This is a genomic window from Burkholderia sp. AU6039 (genome assembly GCF_002223365.1).
Lineage (GTDB): Bacteria > Pseudomonadota > Gammaproteobacteria > Burkholderiales > Burkholderiaceae > Burkholderia.
In genome coordinates this window covers 338,633-364,837 of record NZ_NKFK01000004.1, presented here as the reverse complement: position 1 = coordinate 364,837, position 26,205 = coordinate 338,633, and the positions used below count along the sequence as shown (strand labels likewise).

Annotated in this window: 27 protein-coding genes; 13 read left to right on the top strand and 14 right to left on the bottom strand. The window is 68.9% G+C overall.

Annotated features, from left to right (window positions below):
- Positions 1 to 3 precede the first annotated feature (3 nt).
- Positions 4 to 1,566 carry a class I adenylate-forming enzyme family protein gene (locus tag CFB39_RS14360; protein WP_089473443.1) on the bottom strand — a complete coding sequence of 521 codons (1,563 nt, stop codon included), beginning with the start codon at positions 1,564 to 1,566 and terminating at the stop codon, positions 4 to 6.
- A gap of 245 nt (positions 1,567 to 1,811) precedes the next feature.
- Between CFB39_RS14360 and ybaK the strand changes: the two genes are divergently transcribed.
- A complete protein-coding gene (gene ybaK / locus CFB39_RS14355) occupies positions 1,812 to 2,303 on the top strand; it encodes a Cys-tRNA(Pro) deacylase (protein ID WP_089473442.1) in 492 nt (163 codons plus the stop codon).
- Between the two features lie 108 nt (positions 2,304 to 2,411).
- Positions 2,412 to 3,050 carry a glycerol-3-phosphate 1-O-acyltransferase PlsY gene (plsY, locus tag CFB39_RS14350; protein WP_089431613.1) on the top strand — a complete coding sequence of 213 codons (639 nt, stop codon included), beginning with the start codon at positions 2,412 to 2,414 and terminating at the stop codon, positions 3,048 to 3,050.
- A gap of 79 nt (positions 3,051 to 3,129) precedes the next feature.
- Here plsY and CFB39_RS14345 read toward each other — a convergent pair whose 3' ends face one another.
- Entirely contained in the window at positions 3,130 to 3,615 is a 486-nt protein-coding gene (locus tag CFB39_RS14345) for a YajQ family cyclic di-GMP-binding protein (protein WP_039368282.1), read from the bottom strand.
- Positions 3,616 to 3,752: 137 nt separating this feature from the next.
- On the opposite strand from CFB39_RS14345, the gene murB reads away from it, so the two are divergent.
- Complete coding sequence (murB, locus tag CFB39_RS14340) at positions 3,753 to 4,802, top strand: UDP-N-acetylmuramate dehydrogenase (protein WP_089473441.1); 1,050 nt, start codon at positions 3,753 to 3,755, stop codon at positions 4,800 to 4,802.
- Between the two features lie 91 nt (positions 4,803 to 4,893).
- On the opposite strand, the gene argF is transcribed toward murB, so the two are convergent.
- Positions 4,894 to 5,823: an ornithine carbamoyltransferase gene (gene argF / locus CFB39_RS14335; RefSeq protein ID WP_089473791.1), complete on the bottom strand. Its 930-nt coding sequence runs from the start codon at positions 5,821 to 5,823 to the stop codon at positions 4,894 to 4,896.
- Positions 5,824 to 6,236: 413 nt separating this feature from the next.
- Here argF and CFB39_RS14325 point away from each other — a divergent pair, with 413 nt between their 5' ends.
- Positions 6,237 to 6,557, top strand: coding sequence for a DUF3579 domain-containing protein (locus tag CFB39_RS14325; protein WP_089426173.1), 321 nt, complete (start codon positions 6,237 to 6,239; stop codon positions 6,555 to 6,557).
- Between the two features lie 156 nt (positions 6,558 to 6,713).
- On the opposite strand, the gene rpsT is transcribed toward CFB39_RS14325, so the two are convergent.
- Positions 6,714 to 6,986 carry a 30S ribosomal protein S20 gene (gene rpsT / locus CFB39_RS14320; protein ID WP_039368270.1) on the bottom strand — a complete coding sequence of 91 codons (273 nt, stop codon included), beginning with the start codon at positions 6,984 to 6,986 and terminating at the stop codon, positions 6,714 to 6,716.
- 304 nt (positions 6,987 to 7,290) lie between these two features.
- Here rpsT and murJ point away from each other — a divergent pair, with 304 nt between their 5' ends.
- Complete coding sequence (murJ, locus tag CFB39_RS14315) at positions 7,291 to 8,841, top strand: murein biosynthesis integral membrane protein MurJ (protein ID WP_046544567.1); 1,551 nt, start codon at positions 7,291 to 7,293, stop codon at positions 8,839 to 8,841.
- Positions 8,842 to 8,849: 8 nt separating this feature from the next.
- A complete protein-coding gene (locus CFB39_RS14310; protein WP_089426643.1) occupies positions 8,850 to 9,692 on the top strand; it encodes a SirB1 family protein in 843 nt (280 codons plus the stop codon).
- 65 nt (positions 9,693 to 9,757) lie between these two features.
- On the opposite strand, the gene CFB39_RS14305 is transcribed toward CFB39_RS14310, so the two are convergent.
- From CFB39_RS14305 to lpxK, 5 genes are all read right to left on the bottom strand, one after another.
- Entirely contained in the window at positions 9,758 to 10,516 is a 759-nt protein-coding gene (locus CFB39_RS14305) for an SDR family NAD(P)-dependent oxidoreductase (protein WP_089426172.1), read from the bottom strand.
- Between the two features lie 294 nt (positions 10,517 to 10,810).
- Positions 10,811 to 11,473 carry an adenylate kinase gene (gene adk / locus CFB39_RS14300; protein ID WP_011352990.1) on the bottom strand — a complete coding sequence of 221 codons (663 nt, stop codon included), beginning with the start codon at positions 11,471 to 11,473 and terminating at the stop codon, positions 10,811 to 10,813.
- A gap of 208 nt (positions 11,474 to 11,681) precedes the next feature.
- Positions 11,682 to 12,467: a 3-deoxy-manno-octulosonate cytidylyltransferase gene (kdsB, locus tag CFB39_RS14295; protein WP_071334980.1), complete on the bottom strand. Its 786-nt coding sequence runs from the start codon at positions 12,465 to 12,467 to the stop codon at positions 11,682 to 11,684.
- Positions 12,468 to 12,577: 110 nt separating this feature from the next.
- The gene (locus CFB39_RS14290; protein WP_010090898.1) at positions 12,578 to 12,772 is read right to left on the bottom strand and encodes a Trm112 family protein; all 195 of its coding nucleotides are present in this window, start codon (positions 12,770 to 12,772) and stop codon (positions 12,578 to 12,580) included.
- Positions 12,753 to 13,781 carry a tetraacyldisaccharide 4'-kinase gene (gene lpxK, locus CFB39_RS14285; RefSeq protein WP_089473440.1) on the bottom strand — a complete coding sequence of 343 codons (1,029 nt, stop codon included), beginning with the start codon at positions 13,779 to 13,781 and terminating at the stop codon, positions 12,753 to 12,755. The genes CFB39_RS14290 and lpxK overlap by 20 nt, the downstream gene beginning before the upstream one ends.
- Positions 13,782 to 14,231: 450 nt before the next feature.
- Here lpxK and xseA point away from each other — a divergent pair, with 450 nt between their 5' ends.
- The gene (xseA, locus tag CFB39_RS14280; RefSeq protein ID WP_046544571.1) at positions 14,232 to 15,614 is read left to right on the top strand and encodes an exodeoxyribonuclease VII large subunit; all 1,383 of its coding nucleotides are present in this window, start codon (positions 14,232 to 14,234) and stop codon (positions 15,612 to 15,614) included.
- A gap of 227 nt (positions 15,615 to 15,841) precedes the next feature.
- Positions 15,842 to 16,420 carry a superoxide dismutase [Fe] gene (sodB, locus tag CFB39_RS14275; RefSeq protein ID WP_089440866.1) on the top strand — a complete coding sequence of 193 codons (579 nt, stop codon included), beginning with the start codon at positions 15,842 to 15,844 and terminating at the stop codon, positions 16,418 to 16,420.
- 106 nt (positions 16,421 to 16,526) lie between these two features.
- On the opposite strand, the gene chrA is transcribed toward sodB, so the two are convergent.
- Together chrA and CFB39_RS14265 are read right to left on the bottom strand one after the other, a co-directional pair.
- Positions 16,527 to 17,738, bottom strand: a complete 1,212-nt coding sequence (gene chrA / locus CFB39_RS14270; RefSeq protein WP_089473439.1) for a chromate efflux transporter — start codon at positions 17,736 to 17,738, stop codon at positions 16,527 to 16,529.
- 86 nt (positions 17,739 to 17,824) lie between these two features.
- Positions 17,825 to 18,532 (bottom strand): Crp/Fnr family transcriptional regulator, encoded by a 708-nt coding sequence (locus CFB39_RS14265; protein WP_089473438.1) that lies wholly within the window; start codon positions 18,530 to 18,532, stop codon positions 17,825 to 17,827.
- Between the two features lie 81 nt (positions 18,533 to 18,613).
- Here CFB39_RS14265 and CFB39_RS14260 point away from each other — a divergent pair, with 81 nt between their 5' ends.
- From CFB39_RS14260 to CFB39_RS14250, 3 genes are all read left to right on the top strand, one after another.
- On the top strand, positions 18,614 to 19,138 hold the full coding sequence (locus CFB39_RS14260; protein ID WP_089431610.1) for a DUF962 domain-containing protein: 525 nt from the start codon (positions 18,614 to 18,616) through the stop codon (positions 19,136 to 19,138).
- Positions 19,131 to 20,177: a 2-dehydropantoate 2-reductase gene (locus CFB39_RS14255; protein WP_089473790.1), complete on the top strand. Its 1,047-nt coding sequence runs from the start codon at positions 19,131 to 19,133 to the stop codon at positions 20,175 to 20,177. Before CFB39_RS14260 ends, CFB39_RS14255 begins: the two co-directional genes overlap by 8 nt.
- 101 nt (positions 20,178 to 20,278) lie before the next feature.
- Positions 20,279 to 20,884 (top strand): class I SAM-dependent methyltransferase, encoded by a 606-nt coding sequence (locus CFB39_RS14250; RefSeq protein ID WP_089473437.1) that lies wholly within the window; start codon positions 20,279 to 20,281, stop codon positions 20,882 to 20,884.
- 19 nt (positions 20,885 to 20,903) lie between these two features.
- On the opposite strand, the gene CFB39_RS14245 is transcribed toward CFB39_RS14250, so the two are convergent.
- Together CFB39_RS14245 and mdtD are read right to left on the bottom strand one after the other, a co-directional pair.
- Positions 20,904 to 22,178, bottom strand: coding sequence for an EAL domain-containing protein (locus CFB39_RS14245; RefSeq protein ID WP_089473436.1), 1,275 nt, complete (start codon positions 22,176 to 22,178; stop codon positions 20,904 to 20,906).
- Positions 22,179 to 22,370: 192 nt separating this feature from the next.
- Complete coding sequence (mdtD, locus tag CFB39_RS14240) at positions 22,371 to 23,807, bottom strand: multidrug transporter subunit MdtD (protein WP_089440860.1); 1,437 nt, start codon at positions 23,805 to 23,807, stop codon at positions 22,371 to 22,373.
- A 217-nt stretch (positions 23,808 to 24,024) separates the two neighbouring features.
- On the opposite strand from mdtD, the gene CFB39_RS14235 reads away from it, so the two are divergent.
- Positions 24,025 to 24,348, top strand: coding sequence for a DUF2917 domain-containing protein (locus CFB39_RS14235; protein ID WP_089473435.1), 324 nt, complete (start codon positions 24,025 to 24,027; stop codon positions 24,346 to 24,348).
- A gap of 72 nt (positions 24,349 to 24,420) precedes the next feature.
- Here CFB39_RS14235 and CFB39_RS40820 read toward each other — a convergent pair whose 3' ends face one another.
- A complete protein-coding gene (locus CFB39_RS40820) occupies positions 24,421 to 24,546 on the bottom strand; it encodes a hypothetical protein (RefSeq protein ID WP_256991404.1) in 126 nt (41 codons plus the stop codon).
- A 252-nt stretch (positions 24,547 to 24,798) separates the two neighbouring features.
- Between CFB39_RS40820 and CFB39_RS14225 the strand changes: the two genes are divergently transcribed.
- Positions 24,799 to 26,190 (top strand): CoA transferase, encoded by a 1,392-nt coding sequence (locus CFB39_RS14225; protein ID WP_089473433.1) that lies wholly within the window; start codon positions 24,799 to 24,801, stop codon positions 26,188 to 26,190.
- The last annotated feature ends 15 nt before the right edge of the window (positions 26,191 to 26,205 follow it).

Sequence of the window (26,205 nt, the reverse complement as noted above, 5' to 3'; positions counted from 1 at the left end):
AAGTCAGACCAGCTCGCGCAACTTGTGCTTCAGCACCTTGCCCGTCGATGCGGCCGGCAGCGCGTCGAGTACGCGGATGTGTGCGGGGCGTTTGTAAGGCGCGAGCCGCTCCGCACACCAGGCGTGCAACGCCGCTTCGCCGGCCGTCGCGCCGGGCACTAGTTCGACGAACGCGAGCACTTCCTCGTTGCCTTCGACTGCGCGGCCGATGACGGCCGCCTGCACGACGTCCGGATGCGCGTTCAGCACCTGCTCGACTTCGACCGGATAGACGTTGAAGCCCGACCGGATGATCAGTTCCTTGCTGCGGCCCGCGATCGTTACCGCACCGTCCGCCTCCTGCCGCGCGAGATCGCCGGTGCTCAGCCAGCCGTCCGGCGACACGGCCGCGTGCGTGGCGTCCGCGTTGCGGTAGTAGCCGAGCATCACGTTCGGCCCGCGCACGCGAATCTCGCCGACTTCGCCCGGCGGCACGTCGGTGCCGTCCGGCGCGACGATCCGCATCTCCACGCCGGGAATCGGCACGCCGACCGAGCTGTCGGCGCGCGGGGCGTCGAGCGGCGTCTGCGTGATCGTCGGGCTGCTTTCGGTCATCCCGTAGCCGTTGTGCAGCGGCACGCCGTACAGGCGCTCGACGCGCGCCTTCAGGTTCGCGTCGAGCGGCGAGCCGCCCGAATACGCGAAGCGCAGGCGCGGCGCGCGCCACGCGTAGCCGTGCGTGTGCAGGTGTTCGAGCAGCTTCGCGTGCATCGCGGGCACGCCCTGGAAGATCGTGACGCCTTCGTCGGCGAGCGCGACGCGCACGGCTTCCGGCGAGAAGCGCGGCGCGAGCCGCAGCGTCGCGCCCGCGTACAGGCTGCCGAGGCAGACCGACGCGAGCCCGTACACGTGCGACACGGGCAGCACCGTGTAGACGACGTCGTCGGGCGACACGCGGCGCAGCGTGCTCGACGTCGCCGCGATGAACAGCAGGTTGCGATGCGACAGCATCACGCCTTTCGGCGTGCCGGTCGTGCCGGTCGTGTAGATCAGCGCCGCGCATTGCGCGGCACCGTCGGCGGCGACCGGCTCGCCCGGCGCGCTCGCGTCGACGTGGTACGACCACGCACCGATGTCGACCGGCAGCGTGCCGGCGGGTGTCGCACCGTGCCGTTCGGCATGCGTGCGCGCGTCGGGCGAGGCGTCGGTGGTGAACGCGATCAGCTTCGGCCGCGCGTGCGCGGCGATCGCGTCGAGCTCGCCGGCGGACAACCGGGCGTTCGACACGAGCGCCCACGCGTCGAGGCGGGCGGCCGCGAACAGCAGCACGATCTGCGCGATGCAGTTTTCGGCGACGATCATCACGCGGTCGCCGCCTTGCACGCCGAGGTCGGCGAGCTGCGCGGCGGCTGCATCGACGGCCTGCGACAGGTCGCCATACGACAGGCGGCGCGCGTCCTCGATCAGCGCCGGATGCGCGGGCGCTTGCGCGGCCCAGCGTGCGGGCACGTCGGCGATGCGGCGAGGCAACGCGGCGAGCAGTGCGTCGACGTCGAGCGGCTCGGATGAACGGAGGGACGAGGACATGGCGTCTCCAGAAGAAGGGCGGGCGGCGGCCGACGAGGTTGGCGAACGATCGTGCCATGACCGCGGGCGCGCCACAATCGGCCATTCGGGCAATAGCGCTTCGCGATGTCCGCAATGATGATGGACGGAATCGTTGCGGCGCCGCAGCAGGCCGCCCGGCGAAAAACGGGCCGCGAGTATACCGTCGGTGGGGGCGCGAGGGCGTGATCGCGCGCGCGCCGGTCGTTCACCCTTAAAATGCCGCCATGAGCAAATCCAGGCATGTGTCCGAAACCCCCGCGACCCAGTTGCTGCGCCGCCACGGCGTTGCGTTCGGCGAGCATCCGTACGACTACGTCGAGCACGGCGGCACCGGCGAATCGGCGCGCCAGCTGGGCGTCGACGAGCACCGCGTCGTGAAGACGCTCGTGATGGAAGATGAACACGCGAAGCCGCTGATCGTCCTGATGCACGGCGACCGCACCGTGTCGACGAAGAACCTCGCGCGGCAGATCGGCGCGAAGCGCGTCGAGCCGTGCAAGCCCGAGGTCGCGAACCGCCATTCGGGCTATCTCGTCGGCGGCACGTCGCCGTTCGGCACGCGCAAGGCGATGCCCGTCTACGTCGAGGCGACCATCCTCGAGCTGCCGACGATCTACCTGAACGGCGGGCGTCGCGGCTACCTCGTCAGCCTCGCGCCGGGTGTGCTTACGTCACTGCTCGGCGCGCAGCCCGTGCAGTGCGCCAGTGTCGACTGAGGGTTTCACCTTCGTGGCAGGCCGCGCGCGTTCGGTAGAATGGGCGCCGTTTCGGCGTGCCGCGCGCAGCCGTCCCTTTACCGATACGTTGAAAGAAGAGTCCTCCGCATGCAGATCCTGCTCGCCGCCCTCGTTGCCTACCTGATCGGTTCGGTGTCATTCGCCGTCGTCGTCAGTGGCGCGATGGGCCTGGCCGACCCGCGTTCGTACGGGTCGAAGAATCCCGGCGCGACCAACGTGCTGCGCAGCGGCAACAAGAAGGCCGCGATCCTGACGCTCGTCGGCGATGCATTCAAGGGCTGGATTGCCGTCTGGCTCGCCCGGCGCTTCGGCCTGCCGGACGTCGCGGTCGCATGGGTCGCGATCGCCGTGTTCCTCGGCCACCTGTATCCGGTGTTCTTCCGCTTCCAGGGCGGCAAGGGCGTCGCGACCGCGGCCGGCGTGCTGCTCGCGGTGCACCCGGTGCTCGGGCTCGCGACCGCGCTGACCTGGCTGATCGTCGCGTTCTTCTTCCGCTATTCGTCGCTCGCGGCGCTGGTGGCGGCCGTGTTCGCGCCGGTGTTCGACGTGTTCCTGTTCGGCACGAGCCATAACCCGGTCGCATGGGCCGTGCTGGCGATGAGCGTGCTGCTCGTGTGGCGTCACCGCGGCAACATTGCGAAGCTGCTGGCGGGGCAGGAAAGCCGGATCGGCGACAAGAAGAAGGCGGCCGCGGACGGCGGCGCGCAGGACGGCGGGAAAGCCTGAGAAAGTGCGGCGCCTGGCCGCAGCCGGGCGCGCCGCGTGTGCGGGGCCCGGCGGGATGACGTGACGGATCGCCCCGCGATCAGTCGCGGAAGTTGTTGAAGTCGAGCGGCGTGTCGGTCACGTCCTTGCGCAGCATCGCGATCACGCTCTGCAGGTCGTCGCGCTTGGTGCCGTTCACGCGCACGGCGTCGCCCTGGATGCTCGCCTGCACCTTGATCTTGCTGTCCTTCACGAGGCGCACGATCTTCTTCGCGAGATCGCCGGTCACGCCTTTCTTCACGGTGACGATCTGCTTGACCTTGTCGCCGCCGATCTTCTCGACCTTGCCGTAGTCGAGGAAGCGCACGTCGACGTTGCGCTTGGCCAGCTTGCCGATCAGCACGTCCTTGACCTGGCCGAGCTTGAAATCGTCGTCGGCGAACAGCGTCAGCTCGCGTTCCTTCTGCTCGACGCGCGCGTCGGAGCCCTTGAAGTCGAAGCGCGTCGAAATTTCCTTGTTCGACTGCTCGATGGCGTTCTTCACTTCGATCATGTTCGCTTCGGAAACGACGTCGAACGATGGCATGGCATTCCTCCCTTGAGATGCGGGCACCCGGCTCGCGCGCGGGCACTCGCTATAATTGCGGACTGTTTGCCATTTTACCGATGCCCCTCCGTTTGCCCAAGGCCGGCCATGCGCCGCCCGGGCGGACGTGACCGCGAATGCCGATGCCTCCTGACGATTCCGCCCTGTCGCTTCTTCCCGACTATCCGCTCGCCGCGCACAACACGTTCGGCATCGCCGCGACCGCGCGCTTTGCCGCGCGCATCACGCATGCGTCGCAGTTCGAGGCGCTCCATCGCGACCCCCGCGTCGCGAACCTGCCGCAACTCGTGCTCGGCGGCGGCAGCAACGTCGTGTTCACGCGCGACTTCGACGGCGTCGTGCTGCTCGACGAGATCGCGGGCCGCCGCGTCGTACGCGAGGACGACGACGCGTGGTACGTCGAGGCCGGCGGCGGCGAGAACTGGCACGCATTCGTCGCGTGGACGCTCGAGCACGGGATGGCGGGCCTCGAGAACCTTGCGCTGATTCCGGGCACGGTCGGCGCCGCGCCGATCCAGAACATCGGCGCATATGGCCTCGAGATGAAGGCGTATTTCGACTCGCTGGTCGCGGTCGAGCTGGCGACGGGGCGCAGCGAGCGTTTCGACGCCGCGCGCTGCGCGTTCGGCTATCGCGACAGCTTCTTCAAGCGGCAAGGGCGCGGCCGGTTCGCGATCGTGTCGGTGACGTTCCGGTTGCCGAAGCAGTGGGCACCGCGGCTCGGCTACGCGGACGTCACGCGCGAACTCGACGCCCGAGGCATTGCATCCGATGCGGCCACGGCGCGCGACGTGTTCGACGCGGTCGTCGCGATCCGCCGCGCGAAGCTGCCCGATCCGCTCGTCCTCGGCAACGCGGGCAGTTTCTTCAAGAATCCGGTGATCGATGCCGCGCAGTTCGATGCGCTGCGCGCCCGCGCGCCGGAAGTCGTGTCGTATCCGCAGCCGGACGGGCAGGTGAAGCTCGCGGCCGGCTGGCTGATCGACCGCTGCGGCTGGAAGGGGCGCGCGCTGGGCGCGGCGGCCGTGCACGACCGCCAGGCGCTCGTGCTCGTCAATCGCGGCGGCGCGACGGGGGCCGACGTGCTCGCGCTGGCGCAGGCGATCCAGGCCGACGTGCGCGCCCGTTTCGGCGTCGAACTCGAGCCCGAACCGGTCTGCCTGTAACGCGGGTTCAGCACCGCTTTTCCCGCGCCCAAACAAAAAGCGCCGATCGTCGATCGGCGCTTTTTTCATGAGCTGGCGGGTTGCCGGCGCGTCAGTGCTTGAGGCGGCCGAGCAGCAGGAATTCCATCAGCGCCTTCTGCACGTGCAGGCGGTTTTCCGCTTCATCCCACACGACGCTCTGCGGGCCGTCGATCACGCCGGCCGTCACTTCCTCGCCGCGGTGCGCGGGCAGGCAGTGCATGAAGAGGGCCTCCGGGTTCGCGTGCCCCATCATTTCCTCGTCGACGCACCAGTCGGCGAACGCCTGCTTGCGGGCCTCGTTCTCGGCCTCGAAGCCCATGCTCGTCCACACGTCGGTGGTGACGAGGTCGGCGCCCTTGCATGCTTCGTTCGGATCGTCGAACACTTCGTAGAACGGCGCGCTGTCGGGCGACACGAGCTTCATGTCGAGCGCGTAGCCGGGCGGCGTGGACAGGCGCAGCTTGAAGCCGAGGATCTGCGCGGCTTCGATCCACGTGTAGAGCATGTTGTTCGCATCGCCGACCCAGGCAACGGTCTTGCCGGCGATCGGGCCGCGGTGCTCGTAGTACGTGAAGATGTCGGCGAGCACCTGGCACGGGTGGTACTCGTTCGTCAGGCCGTTGATCACCGGCACGCGGGAATTGTCCGCGAAGCGCTTGATGACGTCCTGCTCGAACGTGCGGATCATGATGATGTCGACCATCCGCGAGATGACCTGCGCGGAATCCTCGACGGGTTCGCCGCGGCCGAGCTGCGTGTCGCGCGTGCTCATGAAGACGGCGTGGCCGCCGAGCTGGAAGATCCCGGCTTCGAACGACAGGCGCGTGCGCGTCGAGCTCTTCTCGAAGATCATCGCGAGCGTGCGGTCGTGCAGCGGGTGATAGGTCTCGTAGTTCTTGAACTTGCGCTTCAGGATACCCGTGCGTTCGAGCACGTACTCGTAGTCTTCCAGCGAGAAATCCTTGAACTGCAGGTAGTGACGAATGGTTTTGGTGGTCATGAAGCGAAATACGGCGGGTTGCACCCGGCAGCAAGGCCGGACGGCGCCGCCGTCGGGTGTGGATAACTCAAAGCAGCATAAAGGATTTTCTGTGCTTTGACGAGCCGCGGAGAGAAGCGGGGCACGATCGCCGCGCACGGCAAGCGACGCAGGAGAAGGGGTGGCGGGACGGCGCGCGATGGCGCGCTGCGGTATAATTCAAAAGTTTTCTCCAGCCCGGCAGGCAAGCCTCTTCGCGCTCTGCCGGACACAAGCCGTGCGCTGCACAAATCCGGTGCAGTCCGCCGGTGGCGCGCGCCGACGTCCTGTTTTCGGGATATCGGAATGCTTGTGCCGCCGTCCGTTTCAGCTTTGTGTTCGCGTATCCAGGCGCCGTTGCCTGGACATCGCCGGGCCGTCACTTGGGTAACCACATGGCTGAAACCCCTCCGACCGAATTCTTCATCCAGGGCATCACGAAAGACGGGAAAAAGTTTCGCCCGAGCGACTGGTCGGAACGTCTGGCCGGTGTGATGGCCTGCTTCGGGCCGGGGGCGAGCGGGCGGAACGCGCGTCTCCAGTATTCGCTCTACGTGCGTCCGACGATGCTCGGCGACCTGAAATGCGTGATCCTCGATTCCCGGCTGCGCGACGTCGAGCCGATGGCGTTCGATTTCGTGCTGAATTTCGCGAAGGACAACAATCTCGTCGTGACCGAGGCGTGCGAACTGCCGGACTACGACGCGAAGAAGTGATGCCGGCGCGGGCGAGGGCGCTTGCCGCGCCCGCCCTCGTGGCAACTGTCACCGGCCAGCAGCATGCGCTGGCGACGGGCGACAAAAAGCCCGCCTAGGCGGGCTTTTTTGCGATCGCAGGAAACAGGAACGCCCGCGTGAGCGGGCGCACCGGATTTACGCTGCTGCCTGCAGACCCTTGACGGCTGCGGCCAGGCGGCTCTTGCTGCGAGCGGCCTTGTTCTTGTGAACGATCTTCTTGTCGGCGATCGTGTCGATCGTCTTGACGGCAGACTTGAACAGCTCTGCAGCCTTTGCTTGATCGCCGGCGTCGACAGCCTTGCGAACAGCCTTGATCGCGGTACGGAATTTCGAGCGCAGCGCCGAGTTGTGCGAATTTGCCTTCGCGGCCTGGCGGGCGCGCTTGCGTGCTTGTGCGGAGTTAGCCATGACGGTTCCTTATCCTGTCCTGTTTCCAGAGCTTGGAGCCTAGACGGCCAAGCGCTGCTTTTCGATCCGTCCCCTGAGAGCGATTGCCCAGGGGCGCATAAAAAACGGTGATTTTAACCGAGGCAGGGACATGAAAACGGCAGTTGCCGTGCATGTACGAGCCTAGAAACCGGCGATTATAGCAACGAAATCAAGCGCGTGGCAAGTTCAACGTGACACCCGCCGAGGACGGCGCCGAACGCGTGCGCGCTTTTCGGCATCGGCCGCTGGCCGGGCCACGCAACGTCCGTATAATAAGCGCCCCATGAATCTATTCCGAGCCCTGCTGACGGTCAGCGGCTTCACGCTGCTGTCGCGCGTGACCGGACTGGCCCGCGAGACGCTGATCGCCCGTGCGTTCGGCGCCAGTCAATACACCGACGCGTTCTACGTCGCCTTCCGTATCCCGAACCTGCTGCGCCGCCTGTCTGCCGAAGGCGCGTTCTCGCAGGCGTTCGTGCCGATCCTCGCCGAGTTCAAGAACCAGCAGGGGCATGACGCGACGAAAGCGCTCGTCGACGCGATGTCCACCGTGCTGGCGTGGGCGCTTGCCGTGCTGTCGGTGGTCGGGATCGCCGGCGCATCGTGGGTCGTGTTCGCCGTCGCGTCCGGTCTGCACACCGACGGGCAGGCGTTCCCGCTCGCCGTCACGATGACGCAGATCATGTTCCCGTACATCGTGTTCATCTCGCTGACGACGCTCGCCTCCGGCGTGCTGAACACGTACAAGAGCTTCTCGCTGCCCGCGTTCGCGCCGGTGCTGCTCAACGTCGCGTTCATCGCTGCGGCGGTGTTCGTCGCGCCGCACCTGAAGGTGCCGGTGTTCGCGCTCGCATGGGCCGTCATCGTCGGCGGCGTGCTGCAGTTCCTCGTGCAGCTGCCGGGCCTGAAGAAGATCGACATGGTGCCGCTGATCGGCCTCAACCCGCTGCGCGCGCTGCGCCACCCGGGCGTGAAGCGCGTGCTCGCGAAGATGGTGCCCGCGACGTTCGCGGTGTCGGTCGCGCAACTGTCGCTGATCATCAACACCAACATCGCGTCGCGGCTCGGGCAGGGCGCCGTGTCGTGGATCAACTACGCCGACCGCCTGATGGAATTCCCGACGGCGCTGCTCGGCGTCGCGCTCGGCACGATCCTGCTGCCGAGCCTGTCGAAGGCGCACGTCGATGCCGATTCGCACGAGTATTCGGCGCTGCTCGACTGGGGCCTGCGCGTCACGTTCCTGCTCGCGGCGCCGAGTGCGCTCGCGCTGTTCTTCTTCGCGACACCGCTCACCGCGACCCTGTTCAACTACGGCAAGTTCGACGCGCACACCGTCACGATGGTCGCGCGCGCGCTGGCGACTTACGGGATCGGCCTCGTCGGCATCATCCTGATCAAGATCCTCGCGCCGGGCTTCTATGCGAAGCAGGACATCAAGACGCCCGTGAAGATCGCGATCGGCGTGCTGATCGTCACGCAGATCTCGAACTACGTGTTCGTGCCGCTGATCGGCCACGCGGGCCTGACGTTGAGCATCGGCGTCGGCGCGTGCCTGAACTCGCTGCTGTTGTTCATCGGGCTGCGCAAGCGCGGCATCTACCAGCCGTCGCCGGGCTGGCTGCGCTTCTTCGTGCAGCTGATCGGCGCGGCGCTCGTGCTCGCCGGCCTGATGCACTGGCTGTCGATCAGCTTCGACTGGACCGGGATGCGTACGCAGCCGCTCGATCGCATCGCGCTGATGGCCGCGTGCCTCGTGCTGTTCGCTGCACTATATTTCGGTATGTTGTGGGTGATGGGCTTCAAATACGCTTATTTCAGAAGGCGCGCCAAGTGACGACCGCAATGACCCGCGTCCTCGACTACTTCAGCACGCTCGTGGCAGACGACGACAGTCTGCCCGTCACGGAAGCGGCGCTGTCGCTGGCGCAGGACGCGTATCCCGATCTCGACCTGCAGGGCACGCTGGCCGAACTCGACATGCTGGCGGCGCGGTTGCGCCGGCGGCTCACGGACGATGCGGACCTGAAGGGCCGCGTCGCCGCGCTGAACGATTTCTTCTTCCGCGAGCTCGGCTTCGCGTGCAATCACAACGACTACTACGACCCCGATAACAGCCACCTGAACGCCGTGCTGAAGCGGCGGCGCGGGATCCCGATCTCGCTGTCGGTGCTGTACCTGGAGCTCGCCGAGCAGATCGGCGTGCCGGCGCGCGGCGTGTCGTTCCCCGGCCACTTCCTGCTGCGCGTCACGCTGCCGGACGGCGACCTGATCATCGATCCGGCCAACGGCCATTCGCTGTCCGAAGCCGAGATGGTCGAGATGCTCGAGCCGTACGTCGCGCGGGCGGCCGGCGCGGTCGACAGCGCGTTGCGCGCGCTGCTGCAGCCGGCGACGAGCCGCGAGATCATCGCGCGGATGCTGCGCAACCTGAAGACGATCTATCTTCAGACGGAACGCTGGCAGCGGCTGCTCGCGGTGCAGCAGCGGCTCGTGATCCTGTTGCCCGAGCACCTCGACGAAGTCCGCGACCGCGGGTTCGCGTATGCGCGGCTCGATTACCTGCGGCCCGCGCTCGAGGATCTCGAACTGTATCTCGGCGAGCGGCCGGACGCGGACGACGCCACCGTCGTCGAGTCGCAGGTGACCGAATTGCGGCAGCGGATGCAGCGCGACGGCGAGGACTGAGCCGCCGCCACGCTGCTGGCACCCCTGAATGAAAAGACGCCCGCATCGCGGGCGTTTTTTTGTGCCTATTTCGGCTGCATCCGGATCGCGCCGTCGAGGCGGATCACCTCGCCGTTGAGCATCGGATTCTCGACGATCTGGCGTACCAGCAACGCGTATTCGGCCGGTTTGCCGAGCCGCGGCGGGAACGGCACCATCGCGCCGAGCGCGTCCTGCACGTCCTGCGGCATGCCGAGCAGCATCGGCGTCTCGAACAGGCCGGGCGCGATCGTCATCACGCGGATGCCGCTGCGCGACAGGTCGCGCGCGATCGGCAGCGTCATGCCCGCGACGCCGGCTTTCGACGCCGCGTACGCGGCCTGGCCGATCTGCCCGTCGAACGCGGCGACCGACGCGGTGCTGACGATCACGCCGCGCTCGCCGTCCGCGGTCGGCGCGGTGGCCGCCATCGCGGCGGCCGCGAGCCGGATCATGTTGAACGTGCCGATGAGGTTCACGTTGATCGTCTTCGCGAACACGTCGAGCGGATGCGCGCCGTCCTTGCCGACGGTCTTCGCGGCGGGCGCGATGCCCGCGCAGTTCACGAGGCCGCGCAGCGTGCCGGCTTGCGTCGCCGCGCTGACGGCGGCCTGCGCGTCGGCTTCGCTCGACACGTCGCAGTGCACGAAGCGGCCGCCCAGTTCGGTCGCGAGCGCGGTGCCCGCCGCGTCGTTCAGGTCGGCGAGCACGACCGTGCCGCCTGCCTGCGCGAGCATCCGCGCGGTGCCGGCGCCGAGGCCCGAGGCGCCGCCCGTGATCAGGAACACATTGCCGCGAATTTCCATGACTGTCTCCGTTATTGAGCGCCCCCGGCGCTTCAGCGCTCAGGGCGGAACCGTCCAGGGTGGTCGACGCTATCGGCGCTTCGGCGCGGGTTGCGGTGCCGCGCAAAGCGGTTGCCTGGTTCAATGCCGTGCGATGGGTTGAAATGCCGGCGCTCGGGTAACGCGAGCACCCGCACCCGACCGATTGTACGGGGCACACTCGCGCGACGGCGGGACCAGAACGGTCGTGCCAATTCCGCCCGGGCAAAAAAAAGCCGCCCGGAAAGGGCGGCTTGCGGGTGCGCGATGCGCTGCTTACTTCAGTGCGCCAAACGCGCGCTCGCGGATTTCCTCGACGCTGCCGAGGCCCGAGATCTTGCGGTACTGCGGTGCCTTCAGGCCGTTTTCCTCGCCGCGCTGCGCCCAGTCGCCGTAGTACGTGATCAGCGGCTTGGTCTGCGCTTCGTACACTTCGAGACGCTTCTTGACGGTTTCTTCCTTGTCGTCGTCGCGCTGGATCAGCGGCTCGCCCGTCACGTCGTCATGGCCTTCGACCTTCGGCGGGTTGAACTTGACGTGGTACGTGCGGCCCGATGCCGGGTGCGTGCGGCGGCCGCTCATGCGCTCGATGATTTCCGAGAACGGCACGTCGATCTCGAGCACGTAGTCGATCGCGACGCCGGCTTCCTTCATCGCGTCAGCCTGCGCGATCGTGCGCGGGAAACCGTCGAACAGATAGCCGTTCGCGCAGTCCGATTCCTTCAGGCGCTCCTTGACGAGGCCGATGATCAGCGCGTCCGGCACGAGCTTGCCCGCGTCCATGTAGCCCTTCGCCTCGACGCCGAGCGGCGTGCCGGCCTTCACGGCCGCGCGCAGCATGTCGCCCGTCGAGATTTGCGGGATGCCGAATTTTTCCTTGATGAAGTTTGCCTGGGTGCCCTTTCCCGCGCCGGGCGCGCCCAACAGGATCAAACGCATGGTGATATCTCCAGTATGTAGATTCGTGTGGCGAGACGAAAAAAGCGCCGGCGACGGTGTGCGCGGGGCTTGCCTGGCGCGTGGCGGACCGGTCTGATGCGGCGCGTCGGGTTGGGCGACGCGCGGCTGCCGGCAGGGCCGCGGGCGGGGTCAAGCGAGGACGCGCTGGTCGCGGACGGCTCGCACAATCGCCTGATTATGCCACGGGTTATTTTGATGACGGCTGAAAAAGGGCCTGCACGCGTGCGAGATCGGCCGGCGTGTCGATGCCGGCTTCCGGTGCGGACTCGGTGATGAGCACTGCGATGCGCTCGCCGTGCCAGAGCGCGCGCAGCTGCTCGAGCTGCTCGGCCTGCTCGATCGGCGCCTGCGCCAATGTCGGATAGGTGCGCAGGAAACGCGCGCGATACGCATAGAGGCCGATGTGCCGGTAGACCGGGAAGGCCGGTGCTGGCATGGCCGCGACGTCGGGCCAGTGCGGCTGGTACGCGTCCCGGCTCCACGGAATCGGCGCGCGCGAGAAGTACAGCGCGACGCTCTGCGCGTCGAGCGCGACCTTCACCACGTTCGGGTTGAACACGTCGGCCGCGTCGTGGATCGGGTGGGCCGCCGTCGCAATCGCGCAGGCCGGATGCGCGGCGAGGTGCGACGCTACGTCGCGCACGAGTACCGGGTCGATCAGCGGCTCGTCACCCTGCACGTTGACGACGACGGTGTCGTCGCTCCACCCGAACGTCGCCGCGACTTCCGCGAGCCGGTCGGTGCCGGACGGATGGTCGGCGCGCGTCAGCACCGCTTCGAAACCGTGATCGCGGGCCGCATCGAGCACGCTCTGCGCGTCGGACGCGACCAGCACCTGCTGCGCGCCCGCTTCGCGCGCGCGTTCGGCGACGCGCACGACCATCGGCTTGCCGCCGAGATCGGCGAGCGGCTTGTTCGGGAGCCGCGTCGACGCGAGCCGGGCGGGAATGACGGCGATGAAGGGTTGAGTCATCGGGGAGGACGGTGAGAAGAACGGAGCGGGCGGCACGTCGGGTGCGGGCCGCCCGGCGGGTTCGGCGCCCTCGCCGCGGACGGGCCGCTACGAGGGGCGGGTCGGGCGGCTTAGCGGCCGGCCGGGTCGACCGGCGTGCCTTCGACGGTCTGGCGCGCCTCGTCGACCAGCATCACGGGGATGCCGTCGCGGATCGGGTAGGCGAGCTTGTCCGCGTTGCAGATCAGCTCCTGCGCGGCACGGTCATAGTGGAGCGGGCCTTTGCAGATAGGGCACACAAGGATTTCAAGCAGGCGAGCGTCCACGGAGTTTCTCCACAACGAGGGCAATGAGGCGAGGGTCGAGCGCGGCTTCGACGGGGACCACCCACAGTCGGGCGTCGCGCCAGGAAGCGCCCAATTTTACTGCATCCTTCTCGGTGATCAGGATCGCATCGACGGCGTCGTCGACGAACGGATTGTCGGCGAACGCGTAGTGATCCGGCAGCGCGCGCGTCGCGGGCGCGAGACCGGCCGCGCGCAGCGTCGCGAAGAAGCGTTCCGGCGCGCCGATGCCGGCCGCGGCGAGCACGCGCTCGTTCGCGAATTGCGACAGTGGGCGGCGCAGCGCGGGCTGGTCGAGGTGCCACGCGGCGCCCGGCGTGAGCGCGAGCGAATAGGTGTCGGGCCACGGCGGCAGCGCGCCGCTGTACGGATCGTTGACGAGCGTGGCGTCGCGGTGCCGCGACAGCGGCTCGCGCAGCGGGCCGGCCGGCAGCAGGAAGCCGTTGCCGCCGAGCCGGTGGTCGAACACGACGAGCTCGACCGTGCGCGCGAGGCGGTAGTGCTGCAGGCCGTCGTCGCTGACGATCACGTCGACGTCCGGATGCGCGGCGCGCAGCGCCTGCGCGGCCGCGACGCGATCCGGGCAGACCCAGACGGGCGCACCGGTGCGGCGTGCGATCAGGAGCGGTTCGTCGCCGCCCGCGCCGGCGCGCGACGCGGGTGTGACGGCGGTCGGCGTCTTCACGTTCGCACCGTAGCCGCGCGACACGATGCCGGGCGTGAAGCCGGCCGCGCGCAACGCGTCGACGAGTGCGATCACGGTCGGCGTCTTGCCGGTGCCGCCGACGGTCACGTTGCCGACCACGACGACGGGCACGCCGACGTCGACCGGCTTCTTCCAGCCTTGCGCGTAGGCGGTGCGCCGCAGCGCCGCGCATACGCCGAACACGCACGCGAACGGCGTGAGCGCCCACGCGAGCGCGCCGCGGCGCTGCCATTCGCGCGTCAGGCGGGCTTCGAGCCGGGCGAGCGGGCCGTCGGGCGCGCTCATCGGGCCGGGCGCGGCATCTCGTGCGCCGCGGCGTGGGACGGATTCGTCAAGGCGGATTCTCCGTTGGGCGGCGCATGCCGCGGGGTCTGCGGAAGGCGGCACTCTAGCGCGCCGCGGGCGGGCGCGGCAAGCGCGACCGGCCGCCGCAGCTCGCGGGGCCGGATCGCGGCGGCTTGTGGATAACTCTGTGAAGAACTCCCTCCTCGATGGCCTCAAACGCCCGCCGGGTGGGCTTCGAATCGGATGAGAATCATTCAGAAAGATTTAAAAATATATAAAAATCAATGTGTTAGAGAGAATTGTCTGGATTTTTCAGCGGTTTTCACGCGTTTTAGGCCGATGATTGCCAAAGTGTGGACACCTTCCGAACGTCACGGTACGTGCGCCCGGCGCTGGACGTGGCGTGCGTGTCGGACTATCGTGTCGCCGCCAGCATTCATTCGACCGTCCATGCCTTCCGACTCCCCATTTGCCGCACCGGGCGCGACCCGCGGCGGCGACGAAGTGATTCCCGTTTCGGCGCTCAATCGCGCGATTTCGACGATGCTCGAGCGCTCGTTTCCGCTGCTGTGGATTTCGGGCGAAGTGTCGAATTTCACGCGCGCCGCGAGCGGCCACTGGTATTTCTCGATCAAGGACCAGCAGGCGCAGATGCGCTGCGTGATGTTCCGCGGCCGCGCGCAGTACGCGGAGTTCACGCCGCGCGAAGGCGACCGGATCGAGGTGCGCGCGGTCGTCACGATGTACGAGCCGCGCGGGGAAGTGCAGCTCAACGTCGAGGCCGTGCGGCGCACCGGGCAGGGGCGCCTGTACGAGGCGTTCCTGCGGCTGAAGGCGCAGCTCGAGAGCGAGGGACTGTTCGCGCCCGAGCGCAAGCGGCCGCTGCCGGCCCATCCGCGCGCGATCGGCATCGTCACGTCGCTGCAGGCGGCGGCGCTGCGCGACGTGCTGACCACGCTCGCCCGCCGTGCGCCGCACATTCCGGTGATCGTCTATCCGGCGCCCGTGCAGGGTGCGGGTTCCGCCGAAAAGCTCGTCGCGGCCGTCGAGACCGCGAATGCGCGCCGCGAGGTCGACGTGCTGCTGGTCTGTCGTGGTGGCGGCTCGATCGAGGATCTGTGGTCGTTCAACGACGAGGCGCTGGCGCGCGCGATCGCGGCGAGCGAATTGCCGGTCGTCAGCGGCGTCGGGCACGAAACCGATTTCACGATCGCGGACTTCGCGGCCGACGTGCGTGCGCCGACGCCGACCGGCGCGGCCGAACTCGCGAGCCCGCAGCGCGCGCTGCTGCTGCGCGAGGTCGGCGAGCGCCAGCGTGCGCTCGCGCGCGGCATGGAACGCCGGCTCGAACAGCGCGCGCAGCAGCTCGACTGGCTCGCGCGCCGGCTGGTGAGCCCGGCCGAGCGGCTGCAGCGGCAGCGCACGCACGTCGAGCAGCTTGCGGTGCGGCTGGCGTCGGCGGCGTCGCGGCCGGTACGCGACGCGCGCGCGCGGTTCGCGCTCGCGCAGCTGCGCTGGCAGCGCGCACGGCCTGATCCGTCGCAGGCGCGCCAGGCGCTCGCGGGGCTGTCGCAGCGTCTTGCGCTGGCCTTGCAGCGCCGTCACGAACGCGACACGGCTCGCGTGTCAGCCTGTGCGGCACGGCTCGAGGTGCTGAGCCCGCAGCGCACGCTCGAGCGCGGCTATGCGGCGCTGATCGATGCGCAGACGGGCCGCGCGGTGCGCACGCCGAACGCGCTGAAGCCGCAGCGCCGCCTGACCGTGCATCTCGCGGAAGGCTCGGCCGACGTGTCGATCGCCGACGTGCAGCCGCGGCTGACCGATACGATCTGACGTAACGGGTGCGAGCGGAGCGAAGGTTGTCGCAACGGACGCATCGTGCACGGGAACGGATGCTGCTCATCGTCGGGTTCGTCCTGCCGGACGTTGCGCAAACATCGCTTTTCCGCATACCGCGGATAAATGGCCCGTGAGTTTGCGGGGTTATTCGTCCTCGCCTACAATCGGACGCTCGGCAGCATCCAACACAGCCTCCCTACATACTCAACGAAGGAATCGCCATGGCTCATACGCTCCCGCCGCTCCCGTACGCTGAAGACGCACTCGCGCCGACCATCTCGAAAGAGACGATCGAGTACCACTACGGCAAGCACCATCAGGCTTATGTGACGAACCTGAACAATCTGATCCCGGGCACGGAATTCGAAAACCTGTCGCTGGAAGAGATCGTGAAGAAGTCGTCGGGCGGCATCTTCAACAACGCCGCGCAAATCTGGAACCACACGTTCTTCTGGAACAGCCTGTCGCCGAACGGCGGCGGCGCACCGACGGGCGCGCTGGGCGACGCGATCAATGCGAAGTGGGGTTCGTACGACGCATTCAAGGAAGCGTTCACGAAGGCTGCGGTCGGCACGTTCGGCTCGGGCTGGGCATGGCTCGTGAAGAAGGCTGACGGTTCGCTCGACATCGTGTCGACGAGCAACGCAGCAACGCCGCTGACGACCGCCGACAAGGCACTGCTGACGATCGACGTGTGGGAACACGCGTACTACATCGACTACCGCAACGCACGTCCGAAGTTCGTCGAAGCGTTCTGGAACATCGTGAACTGGGACTTCGCAGCGAAGAACTTCGCGTAAGGTCCGGCGCCTGCGCGCCGCTGCGGCGCGCGGCACCCCGCAGAAAAGCCCTCGAAACGAGGGCTTTTTTGTTTTTGACGCGGTGGAACGTGCCGCGCGCACCTGGTCAGGCCAGGAGGCCGAGCCCCCAGCCGAGCGCGGCGCTCGCGATCACGACGGCCCACGGCGGCACGCGCCAGAACACCAGCGCGACGAATGCGATGAGCGCGGCGGCCAGATCGTGCGGCGCCACGATCGTGTCGGTCCAGACCGGGTGATAGAGCGCGGCGAGCAGCAGCCCGACGACGGCCGCGTTCACGCCGGCGAGCGCGGCCTGCATGCGCGTGCTGCGGCGCAGGCGTTCCCAGAACGGCGCGGTGCCGGCTACCAGCAGGAACGACGGCGCGAAGATCGACACCAGCGCGATCGTGCCACCGAGCCAGCCGTTCGGCGCAGTGCGCAGCGACGCGCCGAGGAACGCCGAGAACGTGAACAGCGGCCCCGGCACGGCCTGCGCGACGCCATATCCGGCCAGGAACGCTGCATCGCCGACCCAGCCGGGCGCGACCACGGCCGCCTGCAGCAGCGGCAGCACCACGTGACCGCCGCCGAACACGAGCGCGCCCGTGCGGAAGAACGCATCGACGACGGCAAGCATATCGGAGCGCAGCGTACGGGCCGCGAACGGCAGGACGACGAGAAGCGCCGCGAACAGCGCGAGCCACAGCACGCCCGCGCGAGGCGACACGTGCAGCGGCAGTGGATCGTGTGCGCCACGTGGCGGCTGCGGCAGCAGCACGAGGCCGGCCAACCCGGCCGCGACGATCACCGCAACCTGGGTCCACGCGGCCGGTGCGAGCAACGCGACGCAGGCGGCCGCGGCCATCAGCGTGACGCGGCGCGCATCCGGGCACAGCGTGCGCGCCATCCCCCACACGGCTTGCGCGATCACGGCGACCGACACGATGCGCAGCCCGTGCAGCGCACCGGCTTCGATCGGCGCGCCCGTTGCATGCACGCCGAGCGCGAACAGCATCATCAGCAGCGCCGACGGCAGCGTGAAGCCGAGCCAGGCGGCGAACATGCCCGCGTAGCCGGCGCGCGCGAGGCCGATCGCCATCCCGACCTGGCTGCTTGCGGGCCCGGGCAGGAACTGGCACAGCCCGACGAGATCCGCGTACGTGCGCTCGGTGAGCCAGCCGCGCCGCGTGACGAACTCGGTGCGGAAGTAGCCGAGATGCGCGACCGGGCCGCCGAACGACGTGAGGCCGAGCCGCAGGAACGCGATGAACACAGGCCACGGATGGCGGGACGGAGCGGAGGCGGTCGACGTGCTCAAGGCGAAGCGGGCGGATGAACGGACGAGCCGCCACGATAGCGCAACGCGGTGACGGTGGGGAGGCCGCGTGGCGCTGGTGCGGAACCTCAGCGCATGCCGTCGGGCAACCCGCTCGCGCGCCGCAGCGCATCGACGTCGACGAGCTCGATCTCGCCGACGTGCAGCCGCACGACGCCGTCGGCCTGCAGCGCCTTCAGCAACTGGTTGGTGGTCTGCCGCGTCAGCGACAGCATCGCCGCGAGCTTTTCCTGCGACAGCCGGATGCGGGTGCGGCCGGCGCTGATCCCGCCGTAGCCGTCGGCGATCATCAGGAGCCGGGCGGCGAGCCGCTGCGCGGCCGGCATCACGCTCATCGATTCGACGGTCAGGAAGCTCAGGCGCAGTTTCTGCGCCATCAGCAGCGCGAATTGCCGCCAGTATTGCGGCGTCGCATCGAGGATCGCGAGCAGCGCGGCCTGCGGGACGTGCAGCAGCAGCGCGTCGTCGAGCGCGATCGCGTCGTGCGTGCGCGGCTGGCCGTCGAACAGCGCGATTTCGCCGAACCAGGTGACGGGCTCGGCCACCGTCAGCAGCGCTTCCTTGCCCTGCGGGTCGACCGCACCTATGGTGAGTGAACCGGCCAGTACCGCGTACAGCCCGCATGGCGGGTCGCCGCGCCGGAACAGCGCGTGGCCGGCCGGCAGCCGGCGCAGCGCCGCGCGGGCGAGCAGGTCCGCGCGCAACGCGGGCGGCAGCGAGGCGAACCACGGGTTCGCTTCGATCTGCGGCAGGTACGGGGCGAGCGAAGAGGGCATGGGCACGCGATGTCGGGTAGCTGACAGAGGTTCTCGGGCGTGACGCGCATCATAGCGCTCAACCATGGACCAGGAGACGCGATGAAGACACTCGAAGACCATCTTGCCCAGTATGCGGCCTACCACCGCGACGCGCGCAACATCGCGACGCATCTGGTCGGCATTCCGATGATCGTGTTCGCGGTCGAGGTGCTGCTGTCGCGGCCGGCGCTCGGGGTGCTGGCCGGCATCGCGCTGTCGCCGGCGCTGCTGCTGGCCGTCGCGTTCGCGCTGTTCTACCTGCGTCTCGACCTGCGGTTCGGGATCGTGATGACCGCGCTGTTCGCGCTCGGCCTGTGGGCCGCGCAGGCGCTCGCACTGCTGCCCACGGCGCAATGGCTCGCGATCGGCATCGGCGCGTTCGTCGTCGGCTGGATCGTGCAGTTCGTCGGGCACTGGTTCGAGGGGCGCAAGCCCGCATTCGTCGACGATCTGGTCGGCCTGATGGTCGGGCCGCTGTTCGTCGTCGCCGAGGTCGCGTTCTTCGCGGGGCTGCGCGGCGACGTGCGCCGCGAAGTCGAGCGTCGGGCCGGCCCCGTGCATGGCGGCGCGCATTCGCATGTCTGACGCCCCGGTCTGCGTGTTCGGCGCGGGCGCGGTCGGCTGCTATCTCGGTGGACGGCTTGCGGCGGCCGGCGCGAATGTGACGCTCGTCGGCCGCGCGCGGATCGGCGACGCGATTCATCGGCACGGGCTGACGCTGACCGACCAGCGCGGCTACCGCGCGACGCTCGCGCCGGCCGACGTCGTGTTCGAGACCGATCCGGCGGCTGCGGCCGCCGCGCGGCTCGTGCTCGTGGCGGTGAAATCGGCCGCGACGCGTGAGGCCGCGGCGCAGCTTGCCGGCGTGCTGCGGCCCGGCACGGTCGTGGTCAGTTTCCAGAACGGCCTGCACAACGCCGACGTGCTGCGCGAAGCGCTACCGCAAGCGACCGTGCTGGCCGGCATGGTGCCGTTCAACGTGATCGAGCGCGCGCCCGGTGCGTTTCACCAGGGATCGGCCGGCGCGCTGGCGGCCGAAGTCTCCGCCGCGCTGACGCCGTTCGCCGGCGCATTCGCGCGTGCCGGGCTGCCGCTCGCGCTGCATCGCGACATGCGGGCCGTGCAATGGGCGAAGCTGCTGCTCAACCTGAACAACGCGGTCAACGCGCTCGCGAACCTGTCGCTGCGAGACGAACTCGCGCAACGTGCGTACCGGCGCTGCGTCGCGCTTGCGCAGCGCGAAGCGCTGCACTGGCTGGCGCGGGCCGCGATCCGGCCCGCGCGGCTGACGCCGTTGCCGGCCGGATGGCTCCCGGCCGTGCTCGACTTGCCCGATCCGGCGTTTCGCGCGCTGGGCGGCCGGATGCTCGCGATCGACCCGCTAGCGCGTTCGTCGATGTCCGACGATCTCGCGGCGGGGCGGGCGACGGAAGTCGAGTGGATCAACGGCGAGGTCGTGCGGCTGGCCGCGCGCTTCGGCGGGCAGGCGCAAGTCAATGCGCGACTGTGCGCGCTCGTGCACGACGCGGAACGCGCGGCGGCGCGCCCGGCCTGGCGCGGCGATGCGCTGTGGGCCGAGCTGACCGCGCAGGCGCCGCGCGCGGGCGACGTGCGGGCCGCGTAGGGGCTGCACGGCTCGCCGCATGGGCGTGCGTGATGCCGCGCGGAGTGTGCAACGGCTAAGATGCGGAGTGCGTCATACGACGCCTATGCGGAGCCGTCACCATGGTGGATCGCCCGACTCTTGATGCCTACGACGCCCATGCCGCGCAATACGCGCAGGACTGGCTCGACCAGGCTGCGCCCGACGACATGTACGCGCTGCTGGAGCAGCATTTCTTGCCGGGGCCGACCGCGGACGTCGGCTGCGGGGCCGGGCGCGATACGGCCTGGCTCGCGTCGCGCGGCTTCGACGTGCGCGGCTACGACGCGAGCGCCGCGCTGCTCGACGAGGCGCGGCGCCGCCATCCGGATCTCACCTTCGAGCTGGCCGCGCTGCCGACGCTGGCCGGCGTGCCGTCCGGCGCGTTTCGCAACGTACTGTGCGAAACGGTCGTCATGCATCTCGAACAGGCGGAGGCGGCGGCCGCCGCCGCGCGACTGGCCGAACTGCTGATGCCGGGCGGCACGTTGTACATGAGCTGGAGGGTGGCCGGAAACGGCGCGTTGCGCGACGAGCGCGGCCGCCTCTACACGCCGCTCGATTCCGCGCGGATGCGCTCGGCGCTGGGCGCCGGCACGCAAGTGATCGACGAGCACGAGGTCGTCAGCGCCTCGTCCGGCAAGCGCGTGCACCGGCTGATCGCACGCAAGGCTGCCGCGGCCGCATGAGCGCGACGCGGCGGCATGCTCATTCGCGGTTGAGTGCCGCTTCCCAGTTGATGTCGACGCAGAGCACCTGCATGCCGGTCGCGACCGGCGCGGCGATCGACGCCGTCACGCACAGGTGCGCCTCGTTGATCGACAGGTAGGGTGCCGTCAGGTGCACACGGCCCGGCGCGCGCATCGCGTCGATGAAGTACGGACGGCGTTCCCAGCTCGCCCCTTCCGAATGCAGCAGCGGCCGGAAGCGCTTCGCGCGCTGCGAGACGCTGCCGCGCGCGAGCACGTTGTCGCCGATCTGGCGCCCCGATGCGTCGAGCAGGAAGCAGCGTGCGGTCTCCGGCAGCCCGAGTACGGCTGCGGCCGCGTCGGTCAGCGATTCTCCCGCGACGAGCTTCTGGCTCGCTTCCTCGAGCGCCGCGACGTACGGCGCGAGCCGTTCCGCCTGCGTGCGCTCGCGTTTCGCGACGCGCAGCCGCAACGCGGCCGACAGCGTATCCATGCAGCCCGCGGCGGCCTGCGGCTGCACCGGTTCGACGCTCGGCCCCGCGAAGTACTGGCCCTGCACGAAATCGACGTCGCACTCCAGTGCGATCAGCGCGTCGCGCTCGGTCGCGAGCCCGCCCATCAGCACGAGCTGCCCGGATTCGTGCAGCAGCGACACGAGCCCCGGCAGCACGCGTTCGAGATGTGAGTGCTCGCTCGCCTGCGCGAGGATGCCGCGGTCGAGCGTGACGATGTCGGGATGCAGGTGCCACACGCGGTCGATGTTCGAATGCTTCGCGCCGAACCCGACGAGCGCGATCAGGAAGCCGGCCTTGCGCAGGCCGTCGACGATCGCCGCGTAGCGCGGCGTCTCGCCGCCCGCCTGTTCGGGCACCTCGAGCACGACGCGATGCGGCGGCAGCCCGAGCGCCTTCAGGTTCGCGAGCAGCGCGTCGCTGTAGACGGTGTCCATCAGCGCGGCCGGATGCAGGCTCAGGAAGAGCCATTCGTCGTGGCTGTCGAATGCGTGGAAGTTGCCGAGATGCAGCGATTCGGCGAGCCGGCCGAGCTCGAGCAGGTCGCCGCGCCGCGCCGCCTGCGTGAACACCTCGTGCGACGCCACCTGGCGGCTTTCCTCGTCGTGCGCACGCAGCGACGCGTGATAGCCGATCGCGCGGCGGTGCGACACCGAGAAAACGGGCTGGAACACGCTGAACACGGTGTAGCCGCCGTACAGCACGGTGCGCCGGTTCCCGTCGTCGCCGGCGACGGGGCGGGGCGGCTGAAAGCCGGGGGGATCGATTTCGATCATGCTCATGATGTCGGCCGAAGGAAGACTGCCAGTTTACCTAGAGAATAGGCGAGCAAGAAGCGTGCACGGCATCGTACCCCGTGCGGCGGCGCGTCGCGGCCGAGCCCCGCAGGGCATTGCCGGTGTTTCGGATGCGCATCGCGGGGCCGCGCTGCACCGTGATGGTGCGCGCCGACCCGGTTCGGCGCGCGCCACGCATCACGCGCGCTCGGACGGGTCGGTCTTGCGCGCGGTGCTGCGGATCTCGGGCGCGAGCTGCGCGAAGATCCACGCGGAAGCCGCCGTGATGATCCCGACGCAGATGAACGTCGCATGGAACGCCGGCAGCGTGTTGCTCGGCGTCACGGTGCGCAGCATGCCCGTGAACGTCGCGAGCAGCGCGCCCGCGACCGTGACGCCGAGGCTCATCGACAGCATCTGCACGAGCGAGAACAGGCTGTTGCCGCTGCTCGCGCCGCCCGTGCCGAGATCCTTCAGCGTCAGCGTGTTCATCGCGGTGAACTGCATCGAGTTGAAGCCGCCGAACAGCGCGAGATGCACGACCTTCACCCAGACGGGCACCGTGTCGCGCATCAGTGCGAAGCTCGCCATCATCACGCCGACCATGATCGTGTTCGCGAGCAGCACCTTGCGGTAGCCGTGCCGTGTGATCAGGCGCGTGATGATCCGCTTCGAGAACATCCCGGCGGCGGCCACCGGCAGCATCATCAGCCCGGCCTCGAACGCCGAGTAGCCGAGGCTCACCTGCAGCAGCAGCGGGATCAGGTACGGCATCGCGCCGCTGCCGATCCGCGCGAACAGGTTGCCGAGCAGCCCGACGCTGAACGTGTGGATCCGGAACAGCTCGAGCGAGAAGATCGGTTGCGGCGCGCGCACCGCATACAGCCCATACGCGACGAAGCACGCGAGGCTCAGGATCAGCAGCACGAGCACGGCCGCGTGCTGCATCCCGAGATCGGCGAGCCCGTCGAGCGACAGCGAGATCGCGACCATGCCGATCGTCAGCAGCAGATAGCCCTTCAGGTCGAAGCGGCCGACGGCCGGGTTGCGCGAATCGGGCATCGAATAGAAGGTCGCGATGCAGCCCGCGACGCCGACGGGCACGTTGATCAGGAAGATCCAGTGCCACGACGCGATCTTCACGAGCCAGCCGCCGAGCGTCGGCCCGATCAGCGGGCCGATCAGGCCGGGAATCGCGACGAACGACAGCGCGGCGAGGTAGCGCTCGGCCGGAAAGGTACGCAGCACCGCGAGCCGTCCGACCGGCAGCAGCATCGCGCCGCCGACCCCCTGCACGACGCGGAACGCGACAAGTTGCGTGAGCGTATGCGCATTCGCGCACAGCAGCGAGCCGAGCGAGAACACCAGGATCGCACTGAAGAACACACGCCGCGTGCCGAAGGTATCGGCGAGCCAGCCCGAGACCGGGATCATTACCGCCATCGTCAGCGAGTACGCGATCACGACCGACTGCATCCGCAGCGGCGATTCGCCGAGGCTCGCGGCCATCGACGGCAGCGCCGTGTTCACGATGGTCGCATCGAGCGTCTGCATGAAGAAGCCCGTTGCGACGAGCCAGAGCATCACGGTGAGGTTCTTTTCGCCGGGGGCGGCGGCAGGCGGGCGCTGGAACATGGGGCGGGAGGGTGGCGCGGGACAGCCGACATTGTAGGGAAAGCCGTCGCGTCGTGCCGGTTCGGCGCAAGGACGGCGCGGAGTCGGGCCAGCGGGTGCCCGTCCCCGTCGATCGACCAGTACAGTTCAGTCAAAAGTGTCTGTAGCCGTATCTGTCCGTGTGCTGCCACTGTCCGAAATACTGATGCCATCGGATCCGTGCGACCAGGAGGCTGCCATGCGCGAACTGCGACTTTATGTGATCGATGGCGACGAGCCGGCCGGTCGCTGGCGGATCGTCGATCGCACCTCGCTGGAGGTGGCCGACGGCGAGGTCTGGGTGACGATCGAGGGCTTGCCCGACGATCACTGGCTTGGCGCCGGGGCTTCGCTGATGCTGACGCCCGGCATGCGCGTATGGGTCAGCGCGGGGTCGGAGGGTGCGACGTTCGCGTTCGGTCCGCTCGAGGTGCCGGCGAGGCGCGCCGCGCCGGCGTGGTGGAGGCCGCTCGTCGCGTGGCGCGACGGCCGGCGTCACGCGCCCGCGTCGTTGCCGACGTAGCGTTTCCGGGGCGGGAACAGCGCTCCGTCCGTGCATTGTTCGAGCGCATGTGTGATCCAGCCGGCCGTGTGGTCATGCGGCGATCTGCGTGATCTGCGAGTCCGGCTCCGGTACGTCCCGGTCGAGCGAACGTTCGACGCTCGCGCGCGAGCGCTTCGCGTCGGCACGGCAGCGTGCGGGCAGCGGCACTCGATCCACGTGATGGTAGCGATGCCCGGTCGCGCGATCCGGTAGTGAGCGCTGCAGGTCGCGGTTCACACGTGCAGGGGTTCACGCCGGTATCGAGGATACCGGCAGGTTTCTTGCGCACTGGAAGAGGTGAGGTCGGCCGTTTCTGCCGGAACGCAGGGAGTACGACCGTGCGTGATGTGCGGATTCATGCAATCAGGATTGCTCGCGCCTACTGCCGATCCTAGACTCGATGTTGTCTTCCTCACCGCCCATTCCGCCATGACCCCCGAACTTGCTTTGGCGCATCTGTGGCGGCTCGCACACGGCGACCCCGGCGCGCTGGCCCGTGCGACCGTAACGGGGCAGGACCCGACGCTGCCGTCGACCTTCCGGGGCGGCACGCTGGCCGCGGCGACGATCGCGGCAGCCGGGCTCGCGGCGGCCGAATGCCACCGGCTTCGCACGGGTGGTGCGCAATCCGTCGACGTGTCGGTGCGCGACGCGCTCGTCGCGTTCCGCAGCGAACGCTACCTGCGCGTGGACGATGGTCCGCCGCCGGAGTTGCGTCATCCGGTGACGGGCTTCTTCGAGACGGGCGACAGACGCTGGATCCAGTTGCACGCGAACTTCCCGCATCACCTGAGCGGCATTCTCGACGTGCTTGGCTGCGGCGCGCAACGGGACGATGTCGCCGCGGCGATCCGCACGTGGGACGGTGCGGCACTCGATACCGCGCTGGCCGACGCCGGGCTGTGTGCCGCATTGATCAGAACACCTGACGAGTGGGCGTCACTCGAGCAGGCGCGCGCGATCGCGTCGCTGCCGCTGTTCGAGATCGAGCGGATCGGCGATGCACCGGTCGAGCCGATCGGTCGAGGCGAAGCCGCCCAACCGCTCACGGGTGTGCGTGTGCTCGATCTCACGCGCATCATCGCGGGGCCGGTCGCGGGCCGCACGCTGGCGTCGCACGGCGCGCAGACGCTGCTCGTCAACGGCCCGCACCTGCCGAACATCGCACCGCTCGTGATCGACACCGGGCGCGGCAAGCGTTCGACGTGGATCGACCTGCGCGATGCGGCGGGCATCGATACGCTGCACGCGCTCGCACACGACGCGGATGTGTTCCTGCAGTCGTACCGGCCGGGCGCGCTCGCGGCGCGCGGCTTCGCGCCGCATGCGCTGGCGATGCGACGCCCAGGCATCGTGTACGTGTCGATATCCGCGTACGGGCATGCGGGGCCGTGGGCGCAGCGGCGCGGCTTCGACAGCCTCGTGCAGTCGGCGAGCGGGATCGCGTGGCAGGAGCAGCAGGCCGCGCACGCGGACGCGCCGCGCCACCTGCCGTGCCAGGCGCTCGATCACGCAACGGGTTATCTCGCGGCGTTCGGTGCAATGATTGCGCTCGCGCGCCGGGCGCGCGAAGGGGGAAGCTGGCACGTGCGGCTGTCGCTCGCGCAGACGGGACGCTGGCTGCAGTCGTTCGGCATCGTGCCGGACGGCCTGCAGGCACCCGATGTCGCGCATACCGACGTGCGCGACCGGATCGAGCGCATCGCGTCGCCGTTCGGCACGCTCGACGCGGTCCGGCCGGCCGAGCGGTTGTCGGCCACCCCGCCGTCGCTTGCGCGCCCGCCCGTGCCGCTCGGCACCGATGAGGCGCGCTGGCTGTGAGCGCCGGCGGCGCGG

Bases quoted from the DNA above. Each gene is read 5' to 3' on its own strand.
- CFB39_RS14360 (WP_089473443.1), bottom strand. From the start codon at position 1,566: ATGTCCTCGTCCCTCCGTTCATCCGAGCCGCTCGACGTCGACGCACTG.
- ybaK (WP_089473442.1), top strand. From the start codon at position 1,812: ATGAGCAAATCCAGGCATGTGTCCGAAACCCCCGCGACCCAGTTGCTG.
- plsY (WP_089431613.1), top strand. From the start codon at position 2,412: ATGCAGATCCTGCTCGCCGCCCTCGTTGCCTACCTGATCGGTTCGGTG.
- CFB39_RS14345 (WP_039368282.1), bottom strand. From the start codon at position 3,615: ATGCCATCGTTCGACGTCGTTTCCGAAGCGAACATGATCGAAGTGAAG.
- murB (WP_089473441.1), top strand. From the start codon at position 3,753: ATGCCGATGCCTCCTGACGATTCCGCCCTGTCGCTTCTTCCCGACTAT.
- argF (WP_089473791.1), bottom strand. From the start codon at position 5,823: ATGACCACCAAAACCATTCGTCACTACCTGCAGTTCAAGGATTTCTCG.
- CFB39_RS14325 (WP_089426173.1), top strand. From the start codon at position 6,237: ATGGCTGAAACCCCTCCGACCGAATTCTTCATCCAGGGCATCACGAAA.
- rpsT (WP_039368270.1), bottom strand. From the start codon at position 6,986: ATGGCTAACTCCGCACAAGCACGCAAGCGCGCCCGCCAGGCCGCGAAG.
- murJ (WP_046544567.1), top strand. From the start codon at position 7,291: ATGAATCTATTCCGAGCCCTGCTGACGGTCAGCGGCTTCACGCTGCTG.
- CFB39_RS14310 (WP_089426643.1), top strand. From the start codon at position 8,850: ATGACCCGCGTCCTCGACTACTTCAGCACGCTCGTGGCAGACGACGAC.
- CFB39_RS14305 (WP_089426172.1), bottom strand. From the start codon at position 10,516: ATGGAAATTCGCGGCAATGTGTTCCTGATCACGGGCGGCGCCTCGGGC.
- adk (WP_011352990.1), bottom strand. From the start codon at position 11,473: ATGCGTTTGATCCTGTTGGGCGCGCCCGGCGCGGGAAAGGGCACCCAG.
- kdsB (WP_071334980.1), bottom strand. From the start codon at position 12,467: ATGACTCAACCCTTCATCGCCGTCATTCCCGCCCGGCTCGCGTCGACG.
- lpxK (WP_089473440.1), bottom strand. From the start codon at position 13,781: ATGAGCGCGCCCGACGGCCCGCTCGCCCGGCTCGAAGCCCGCCTGACG.
- xseA (WP_046544571.1), top strand. From the start codon at position 14,232: ATGCCTTCCGACTCCCCATTTGCCGCACCGGGCGCGACCCGCGGCGGC.
- sodB (WP_089440866.1), top strand. From the start codon at position 15,842: ATGGCTCATACGCTCCCGCCGCTCCCGTACGCTGAAGACGCACTCGCG.
- CFB39_RS14265 (WP_089473438.1), bottom strand. From the start codon at position 18,532: ATGCCCTCTTCGCTCGCCCCGTACCTGCCGCAGATCGAAGCGAACCCG.
- CFB39_RS14260 (WP_089431610.1), top strand. From the start codon at position 18,614: ATGAAGACACTCGAAGACCATCTTGCCCAGTATGCGGCCTACCACCGC.
- CFB39_RS14255 (WP_089473790.1), top strand. From the start codon at position 19,131: ATGTCTGACGCCCCGGTCTGCGTGTTCGGCGCGGGCGCGGTCGGCTGC.
- CFB39_RS14250 (WP_089473437.1), top strand. From the start codon at position 20,279: ATGGTGGATCGCCCGACTCTTGATGCCTACGACGCCCATGCCGCGCAA.
- CFB39_RS14245 (WP_089473436.1), bottom strand. From the start codon at position 22,178: ATGAGCATGATCGAAATCGATCCCCCCGGCTTTCAGCCGCCCCGCCCC.
- mdtD (WP_089440860.1), bottom strand. From the start codon at position 23,807: ATGTTCCAGCGCCCGCCTGCCGCCGCCCCCGGCGAAAAGAACCTCACC.
- CFB39_RS14235 (WP_089473435.1), top strand. From the start codon at position 24,025: ATGCGCGAACTGCGACTTTATGTGATCGATGGCGACGAGCCGGCCGGT.
- CFB39_RS14225 (WP_089473433.1), top strand. From the start codon at position 24,799: ATGACCCCCGAACTTGCTTTGGCGCATCTGTGGCGGCTCGCACACGGC.